Here is an 8,073-nt window from a genome sequence, read left to right on the forward strand (position 1 = left end):
ACTTTAACGTCTAAATTCGAGCTGCATAGAACAAAATTGCTCTCTTGTTAGTTTTTATTTTATAACCACTTTCAAAAAATGACGATTAAACACTGCAACCAATATCAGAACTATTGTGAAAATGATTAGTCGTTATTATTGATATGTTTTCCCGTTATGCTTTAACCAACCATCTGCATGGCGACCGTTAGGATCATGATGCGTCCAATGCATCACACCACCTTTATCAGAATATTCATACTCACCATAAAATTGTACTGTATCGCCTTTGTTTAAAGAGTCAATGCGTGGTGCTAAATCAATATTATGTGCGACCAATAAGGTCTGCCCATTTGATAATTCCAAAAGAAATTTCTGATGTCGACTGCCTTCATTATCATCACGCAGTACCGCAATGACTTTACCAGAACCCTCAACCTGAACATTACTCAGCTTCTTGCTATATGCTTGCGCTATTAGTTCAGTGCCATGCGTAACTTTTTCTTCAGTCTGCTGAGTTATTACTTCAGTTGCAGCTTTTGGCGTGTCAGGTACTGTCGCCTGCACATTCTCAGTTTTTTGTTGTTGCAGATCAATTCCATAATAAGCAGCAACTAATGCAACAATAACGCCGCCAATGGTTAGATTTGTTTTATTCGCCATAACATCAATTAATTCAATATTTGTAGCTAAGTATATCTTTGAAAATTAATCAATCACCACTTTATCTACAATTCTTTATAGTTTTACTTTGGCAATTAAACTGGTTAGATTAATTTCCCAAAAAATTGAAATAAAAAAAAAGTCCTCAAATGAGGACTTTTTTTTGCAAATAATCAGAGATTATTTTGCAGCAGCTTGAGCAGCAGCAACTTCTTCAGCGAAAGAAAGTTCAGCTTTTTTCTCAATACCTTCACCCACTTCGAAACGAACGAATTGAGCTACAGTTGTACCAGTTGATTTAAGAACGTCTGCAACTTTCTTATCGTTATCGATAACGTACATTTGGTTCTCAAGAACAACTTCGTTCAAGTATTTCTGAACAGAACCAGTCACCATTTTTTCAACGATGTTAGCAGGTTTGCCAGATTCTAAAGCTTTAGCTTCAGCAATTTCTTTTTCTTTAGCGATAAGGTCAGCAGAAACACCCGCTTCATTTACAGCTACTGGGTTGAACGCAGCAATGTGCATTGCCAAGCCTTTACCAGTTGCAGCATCACCTGCGTAAGAAACAACAACACCGATTTTAAGACCGTGTTTGTAAACAGCAAGGTTGTCGCCTTCAACGATTTTAGCGCGACGTACTTGGATGTTTTCACCAATTTTTTGAACAAGAGCAATACGAGTTTCTTCAACTGTAGCGCCATCTTCAAGTTTTAATTCAGCGATTTGAGCAGCATCAGTTACGCCAGCAGCAAGAGCAGCAGCAGCAACTTTAGCAGAGAAACCAGCAAAGTTTTCGTCTTTAGCAACGAAGTCAGTTTGGCAGTTTACTTCTAAAAGGATTGCTTTGTTGCCTTCTTGAGCGATAGTGATCGCGCCATCAGCAGCAATGTTACCCGCTTTTTTAGCAGCTTTAGCTTGACCAGATTTACGAAGGTTATCAATCGCTAATTCGATGTCACCGCCCGCTTCTGTCAATGCTTTTTTACATTCCATCATTGCAAGACCAGTACGATCACGCAATTCTTTAACCATGCTTGCTGTAACTGCAGTCATGTTAATCTCCTAAATAGGGTAGAAAATGAATTCTTTTTAGAACAGAAACGGCCCAGAGCTATCTCTTGGGCCGTCTGCATACATGACGCTTACTTTGCCACCATCACATGTCGCAAAAATGACAAGCTTGCGTCAAACGCATTAAGCCTCAGGAGCTTCTTTAGCTTCTTCAACTTTAGCTTGTGCATTTGCTTGTGATTGAGCATATTCTTTACCAGCAAGAATCGCATCAGCCATAGCAGAAGCATACAAAGTAACTGCACGGATCGCATCGTCGTTACCAGGGATAACGTAGTCTACGTTGTCTGGGTTAGAGTTTGTATCAACGATACCGATTACAGGAATACCAAGGTTTTTAGCTTCTTTAATTGCAATTGCTTCGTGATCAACGTCGATTACGAATAATGCGTCAGGTAAACCACCCATGTTTTTAACGCCACCAAGACCGCGTTCAAGTTTTTCCATCTCACGAGTACGCTCTAAAGCTTCACGTTTAGTAAGCTTAGCGAAAGTGCCATCTTGAGATTGAGTTTGAAGGTCTTTTAGACGGTTGATTGACTGACGAAGAGTTTTCCAGTTAGTCAACATACCACCTAACCAACGGTGATCAACATATGGTTGGCCAGCGCGTTGAGCTTGTTCACGGATGATTGCAGAAGCTGCACGTTTAGTACCAACGAACAAAACTTTGTTCTTTTTGCTAGCCAAGTTGTTAGCAAAGTTCAAAGCATCATTTAACGCAGGAACAGTGTGCTCAAGGTTGATGATGTGAATTTTGTTGCGCGCGCCAAAGATGTACTCGCGCATTTTTGGATTCCAAAAACGTGTTTGGTGACCGAAGTGAGCGCCTGCTTGAAGAAGGTCGCGCATGCTTACGTTGTAATCTGCCATTTTCTTTACCTTAAAGTTTGGGTTAGGCCTCCATATACCCGCATTCTCCACCTAAAAAGGCACCCAGAGAAATGTGTCGATATATGTGCGGATTTTATTGCCCCATCGCACAAAGCCCGCGAAATTTATTCACGAAAAAGCATTTGATAAAATGGGCGGCTATTTATACCATAGTCACATACAAATTTCCAAAAGTTTTTAGAGATCATGAACAGTACTTACGAAGCTCCACGCCGTTTAATTAAAACTCCAGACGAAATAGAAAAAATGCGTGTGGCAGGTCGGTTGGCAGCTGAAGTTTTGGATATGATCAAACCGCATATTGTTCCAGGTGTGACTACCCTTGAACTTGATACGATTTGTCATGACTATATCGTTAATAAACAAGAAGCTATTCCAGCTTGCTTAGGCTATGGTGCAGCACCTGGTCGTCCTGCATTCCAACATGTAATCTGTACATCAGTGAACCATGTGGTCTGTCATGGTATTCCATCTGATGCTAAAAAATTAAAGAAAGGCGACATCCTCAATATTGATGTAACCGTAATTAAAGATGGCTACCACGGTGACACGAACATGATGTACATCGTAGGCGGTGAAACATCTATTTTAGCCAACCGTTTATGTAAAGTTGCGCAAGAAGCCATGTACCGCGGTATGGCTGTAGTAAAACCTGGTGCAACCATGGGTGATATTGGTAATGCCATTCAACAATATGTTGAGTCTGAGCGTTTTGGTGTTGTCCGTGAATATTGTGGCCATGGTATTGGTACCGTGTTCCATGATGAACCTCAAGTGCTTCATTACGGTCAACCAAATACAGGCATGATCTTAGAAGAAGGTATGACATTCACCATTGAACCAATGGTCAATGGTGGTGACTGGAAAACTAAACTTCTTGGCGACAAATGGACTGTGGTCACTAAAGATCATAGCTTGTCAGCACAGTATGAACACACACTACTTGTAACAAAAAATGGTGTAGAAGTACTTACTGCTCGCCCTGATGAAGACCTATCTCGCTTCGTTCAATAATCAAAGCGTTTTATTTTTAAATAGATATAATGAAGACCATCTACTTTGATGGTCTTTTCTGTTGTTTGTAAATGATTACGTTCTTTTAAATAAATACTCCAATAATTTGAATAAAATAAATCACCTGCGTATCTAAATTAAACTTTGTAAATCTTTTTAATGAATCCGCTAATTTTTTGCATATTGGTGCTTTTTTCGCTCCCCATTACGGTGCAATTAAGCTAAGATAGTGTGCTTTTTTATTTTTTAATCCCTATAAGAAGGAATACTGCCGTGGACGTACGTCTGTCTGATCGTGTAAATAGCATCAAACCGTCCCCTACACTTGCTGTTACTAACAAAGCTGCTGAACTTAAAGCTGCTGGTAAAAACGTAATTGGTTTAGGCGCAGGTGAACCGGATTTCGATACCCCACAACACATCAAAGATGCTGCAATTGCTGCTATCAACAATGGCTTTACAAAATATACAGCTGTTGACGGTACTCCAGGTCTTAAAAAAGCAATTATTGCTAAATTAAAACGTGACAACAACTTAGAATACGCTGCAAACCAAATCTTGGTATCTTGCGGTGGTAAACAATCTTTCTTTAACTTAGCACTTGCTTTGTTAAACAAAGGTGATGAAGTGATTATTCCTGCACCTTACTGGGTAAGCTACCCAGATATGGTGATCATCGCTGAAGGTGTGCCTGTAGTTGTAAAATGTGGTGAAGAACAACGCTTCAAAATCACACCTGCTCAATTAGAAGCAGCAATTACTGACAAAACTCGTTTAGTGGTACTTAACAGCCCATCTAACCCTACTGGTATGATCTACACCAAAGCTGAATTAGAAGCTTTAGCTGAAGTTCTTCGTAAATACCCAGAAGTTTTGGTTGCTTCTGATGATATGTACGAACCAATCCGTTGGGATGATGAATTCTACAACATCGCAACTGTTGCACCTGATCTTTACGACCGCGTAATCGTTCTTAACGGTGTATCAAAAGCATATGCAATGACTGGCTGGCGTATTGGCTATGCAGCAGGTCCTGCTAAGCTTATTGGTGCGATGAAAAAAATCCAATCTCAATCAACTTCAAACCCAACTTCTATTTCACAAGTTGCTGCAGAAGCTGCATTAAATGGCCCTCAAGACGTTCTTGAGCCAATGATTGAAGCATTCAAACGTCGTCACGACTTAGTTGTAAAAGGTTTGAACGACATCAACGGTATTACTTGCCTTCCAGCTGATGGTGCATTCTATGCATATGCAAACATTCGCCCATTGATTCGTGCGAAAGGTTTAAAATCTTGCACAGAATTCTCTGCATGGTTATTGGAAGAAACTGGTGTTGCAGTTGTTCCTGGTGATGCGTTCGGTCTTGGTGGCTACATGCGTATTTCATATGCAACTGCTGACGAAGTGCTTGTTGATGCGCTTGCTCGTATCAAAAAAGCTGCTGATTCAATCGAAGGCGTTGACGCTGCGATTGCTTCCATTGCTGCTGAAAAATAATCTGCTTTTAAAAAGCTAGATTTAAAAAACCCGCGAATATCGCGGGTTTTTTATACTCATCAAAAGAATAAATTAATACGCTTCACTTCAACACGCTTTTGATCAATTTTTTTCGCGGTTCAAACTAAATAACAAAGCTCATCCAGCCCATTTGACTTCCTTCAAATCGACTTAAATATTAAAAAGCCAAACGATAAAACCTAAAACTAACCTTCATATTCAAATCTTTGGTTTGCATTCTTTTTACGTTTTCAGCTATGTTATTTAACATAAGTTCCATTTTAGAACCCAAAACAACCACAAAACTAACCTATCCAGAGATATACCAATGAACATCAAAGAAATGACTGGACTCGAAATTTTAAAGGCAATGATGCAAGGCCAAATTCCACCTGCAAGCATTAGTGAAATTATTCCAATGCAACCCAAAAAGATTGAACAAGGTAATGTAGAGTTTGTTGTAAAAGCCGATCAGCGCCATTTAAATCCACTTGGTGGTGTGCATGGTGGCTTTGCAGCAACAGTCTTAGATACAGTTACAGGGTGTGTCGTACACTCAGCATTAGAAGCTGGTATAGGCTATGGCACCATTGATCTCAATATAAAAATGTGTAGACCTATCCCTAAAAATCAAGATTTAACCGCAATAGGCCATTTAATTAATATCAGCAAAAATTTAGCAATTTCAGAAGGCAGAATTATGGATAACAATGGAAAGATATATGCTCATGCAACAGCGACATGCATGATTATCCGTGCTTAAAGTTTCATTTGCTCGCATATTTATGCGAGCAATATTTAAATATAAACACCTATATGCGCATTAAATTGCTGAATGTAAAGCACGTAACAGTTGAGTTTTAGTTAAATCAATTCGATTACTACCCTTTTGGAAGCAGTAATATTTCAATGCGCTATCAAGCTCAACCGTAAGCACTTTTTGCTCTGAAATCGACCACACTTTAGATCGATTAGACCCAGAAAGCGCACTACCCGCAAGTTGAAACAAATACAAGTCATGATCACGTTGTAGAGGAATACGTCGACCATCGTCTTTGTGCTCAAAGCGTAAATGACATGGTGAATTCACTAACCATTTTTCACTAAACCACAATTGCAGTAGATCGCCCAAAACCAACTCACGTAAGCCTAATGGCCAGACGTTCACATACGAACCTTCCACGGGTGTTTGATATTGATTGTGATCAGCAATAATTGAAAGATAGTTTTCTTGATAGAAAGAAAAGTTGGAGAAAATTTGAGAAATAGTAAGCGTATTCATTCGCTTTCTCCTGTTTAGCCATTTTAGTGCTGGCAAGTTGGGTTTAAATCCACACTGTTTAAGCTTAGGCTTAAACGCTCTGTTGTTAGATTCAGACTAACAACTGATTTTTTTCTTTGCAAGCATCAAAAGCCATTTTTCTTAAAATTTAGTTTTTTTGTTCAAATAAGAAACACTCAAACACCAATTCAGACTTTATGAATATTTTTAACTTGACCCCCCTGTAAATCTGCTTATAATCGCATTCAGATTCTCCAATAGCTCAGTCGGTAGAGCGACGGACTGTTAATCCGCAGGTCCCTGGTTCGAGCCCAGGTTGGAGAGCCAAATTCTAAAGCCCATTTTTTAAATGGGCTTTTTAAATGCTTGAAATTTAGTGATAGATTTATTTACAGACTAATTTATACTCTGCAAATCATAGTCATTAGAATAAAAAATTTTCATACACGTTGATGCCGAATTAAATAAGCGAGCGCTTAAACAATATCTCACTGCATTCATTTTTCTGATTATTCTATTTTGCCCTTTCGCAATATATTTGGTGAGTTGCACACCTAAAAGTGAAATTGAACAACACCTTGCTACACCGCCAAGCTTATACGAGAGCGAGACCAACTCACTGATTAATAGCAATCAGCAATGGCAAATTCCAGCTGTACAAATTCGTGATGATAATTTTAGTTTCGATGAGTCTAATCCTGCATTAGAACAGATGACTGCTGGTGCGTTTTGGTCTAGCCCAGCTATTTCCCTGCAAAACCAAACTGATCAACTTTATGTTTACATCGACTTCGCTGGTCAACAACAAACACGAAAAGACCTTGAAATTGCTGTCTTACCCATTTGTATTTTAGACAACAACGAAAACCCTTGTATGAAAGCCGGACTGCATGCAGAAGGTCAAATTTTCCATATTTCTACCAAAGAAAAAACTGAGTATCACACCTTAAATACCAATAAGTCTTGGATTTTCTACGGCCATCACTTTCAAGAAAATTATATTATTCCGCCGAATGCCACACTCAAATTCATTGTAAAAGGCAATATTCCTGAGCACTTAAGCATACAGTGGTTAAGATTAACATTCAGCACAAACCCTATTGTTGAGCAACAACAAAGTTTTATGCTTAATGAACAAGGCAGTGTGAAGTTCAAATATCTACTTGCACTTTTACCGCTATTTATCTTTGCTCTCATACATGTTTATCAAGGTTTTGAAAGCCTTCGAAATTTAACAATAGGCGGCCTCGCAGCGTTGCTCTTCGCCATAAACACAATCATTTGGGATATCCAATATATGGTGATTGGCTGCTTAATTCTATGCTTTGCCAGTGTCTGTTATTGTTTTGAAAATCGCTACTATCGCTTACTTTATCTCAGTGGCTATTTAATTATTGCAGGCTATGCTCAGCAATATTATGATGGTTTTAATAAAGCCTTTTTTACCCAAACTGGCTTAATTCTAATTATCGGCCTATCCATGTATTTTTTAGAAAGCAATGAAGCATAATTCTCTATGCAAAAAAGCCCTTCAACATGAAGTAATGCCAGTCAGTTAAGAAATTGACTGGCATTTTCTTGGATATTTTTGTGCTTTAATTTTCACTACTCGCGGACATTGCCTTTGCCTTTTTTCAGGTAATACAAATATTTTAGATTGTTCAAAT

At 38.8% G+C, this 8,073-nt stretch carries 8 protein-coding genes and 1 tRNA gene; 5 read left to right on the forward strand and 4 right to left on the reverse strand.

Going from position 1 to position 8,073, the window contains the following annotated elements; all coding sequences use genetic code 11:
- Positions 1–135: 135 nt before the first annotated feature.
- From FTV09_RS10135 to rpsB, 3 genes are all read right to left on the reverse strand, one after another.
- Positions 136–642, reverse strand: coding sequence for a DUF3465 domain-containing protein (locus FTV09_RS10135; protein ID WP_180058246.1), 507 nt, complete (start codon positions 640–642; stop codon positions 136–138).
- A gap of 180 nt (positions 643–822) precedes the next feature.
- Complete coding sequence (tsf, locus tag FTV09_RS10140; protein ID WP_067765103.1) at positions 823–1,698, reverse strand: translation elongation factor Ts; 876 nt, start codon at positions 1,696–1,698, stop codon at positions 823–825.
- Between the two features lie 141 nt (positions 1,699–1,839).
- Entirely contained in the window at positions 1,840–2,589 is a 750-nt protein-coding gene (gene rpsB / locus FTV09_RS10145) for a 30S ribosomal protein S2 (protein ID WP_067765106.1), read from the reverse strand.
- Between the two features lie 207 nt (positions 2,590–2,796).
- Between rpsB and map the strand changes: the two genes are divergently transcribed.
- From map to FTV09_RS10160, 3 genes are all read left to right on the forward strand, one after another.
- Entirely contained in the window at positions 2,797–3,624 is an 828-nt protein-coding gene (gene map / locus FTV09_RS10150) for a type I methionyl aminopeptidase (protein WP_067765108.1), read from the forward strand.
- 273 nt (positions 3,625–3,897) lie between these two features.
- A complete protein-coding gene (locus FTV09_RS10155; RefSeq protein ID WP_180058247.1) occupies positions 3,898–5,124 on the forward strand; it encodes a pyridoxal phosphate-dependent aminotransferase in 1,227 nt (408 codons plus the stop codon).
- Positions 5,125–5,452: 328 nt separating this feature from the next.
- Positions 5,453–5,887: a PaaI family thioesterase gene (locus tag FTV09_RS10160; protein WP_180058248.1), complete on the forward strand. Its 435-nt coding sequence runs from the start codon at positions 5,453–5,455 to the stop codon at positions 5,885–5,887.
- A gap of 60 nt (positions 5,888–5,947) precedes the next feature.
- Here the strand turns inward: FTV09_RS10160 and FTV09_RS10165 are convergent, their stop codons facing one another.
- A complete protein-coding gene (locus FTV09_RS10165; RefSeq protein WP_067765117.1) occupies positions 5,948–6,406 on the reverse strand; it encodes a hypothetical protein in 459 nt (152 codons plus the stop codon).
- A 251-nt stretch (positions 6,407–6,657) separates the two neighbouring features.
- Here FTV09_RS10165 and FTV09_RS10170 point away from each other — a divergent pair.
- Together FTV09_RS10170 and FTV09_RS10175 are read left to right on the forward strand one after the other, a co-directional pair.
- Positions 6,658–6,733, forward strand: a tRNA-Asn gene (locus tag FTV09_RS10170).
- A 214-nt stretch (positions 6,734–6,947) separates the two neighbouring features.
- Positions 6,948–7,916: a hypothetical protein gene (locus FTV09_RS10175; protein ID WP_180058249.1), complete on the forward strand. Its 969-nt coding sequence runs from the start codon at positions 6,948–6,950 to the stop codon at positions 7,914–7,916.
- Positions 7,917–8,073: the final 157 nt, after the last annotated feature.

The sequence above is a fragment of the Acinetobacter sp. YH12227 genome (genome assembly GCF_013417785.1).
In the GTDB taxonomy this organism is placed as follows: domain Bacteria; phylum Pseudomonadota; class Gammaproteobacteria; order Pseudomonadales; family Moraxellaceae; genus Acinetobacter; species Acinetobacter gandensis.

Bases quoted from the DNA above. Each gene is read 5' to 3' on its own strand.
- FTV09_RS10135 (WP_180058246.1), bottom strand. From the start codon at position 642: ATGGCGAATAAAACAAATCTAACCATTGGCGGCGTTATTGTTGCATTA.
- tsf (WP_067765103.1), bottom strand. From the start codon at position 1,698: ATGACTGCAGTTACAGCAAGCATGGTTAAAGAATTGCGTGATCGTACT.
- rpsB (WP_067765106.1), bottom strand. From the start codon at position 2,589: ATGGCAGATTACAACGTAAGCATGCGCGACCTTCTTCAAGCAGGCGCT.
- map (WP_067765108.1), top strand. From the start codon at position 2,797: ATGAACAGTACTTACGAAGCTCCACGCCGTTTAATTAAAACTCCAGAC.
- FTV09_RS10160 (WP_180058248.1), top strand. From the start codon at position 5,453: ATGAACATCAAAGAAATGACTGGACTCGAAATTTTAAAGGCAATGATG.
- FTV09_RS10165 (WP_067765117.1), bottom strand. From the start codon at position 6,406: ATGAATACGCTTACTATTTCTCAAATTTTCTCCAACTTTTCTTTCTAT.